This window comes from Lysinibacillus zambalensis, from assembly GCF_040183165.1.
GTDB lineage: Bacteria > Bacillota > Bacilli > Bacillales_A > Planococcaceae > Lysinibacillus > Lysinibacillus zambalensis.
In genome coordinates this window covers 1-404 of record NZ_JBEGDG010000076.1, presented here as the reverse complement: position 1 = coordinate 404, position 404 = coordinate 1, and the positions used below count along the sequence as shown (strand labels likewise).

1 pseudogene is annotated in these 404 nt (G+C 41.1%); it reads left to right on the top strand.

Features of this window, described 5'->3' with window-relative positions:
- Window positions 1-213: 213 nt before the first annotated feature.
- Window positions 214-404: pseudogene (locus tag ABNX05_RS26110) on the top strand (IS110 family RNA-guided transposase); the annotation flags it as partial.

Below are 404 nucleotides of genomic sequence, written 5' to 3'. Positions count from 1 at the left end.
CCATGGTTTGTGCTACTATTTTTTTATAGTAGAAGTGAAGAAAAGCCGACTAGCCTCTGGGACCATTTGTGAGTCCGTATATAAAACCGGCTAACTTCATGCCCTTATATGAATCAGTTTAGTATGTTGGGTCCTAAGAGATCGTGTATAAGAAAGTGGAATCGATAAGGTACTGTGAAGGCTTCTATGATTGGTCAAAAGGAGAAGAATGAGATGAAACATGTCATTGCGTTAGATGTCAGTAAAGGAAAAAGTACCGTTGCGATTTATGATGGTCACCGCCAATGCGAGTTTGAAGGTGTGCTACATCATACACGGGGTGATTTTGAGCGATTACACGAACGAATGGAAGAAATGACAAAGCAAGATGGACAAGCGCCAGATATCGTATTTGAAGCAACAGG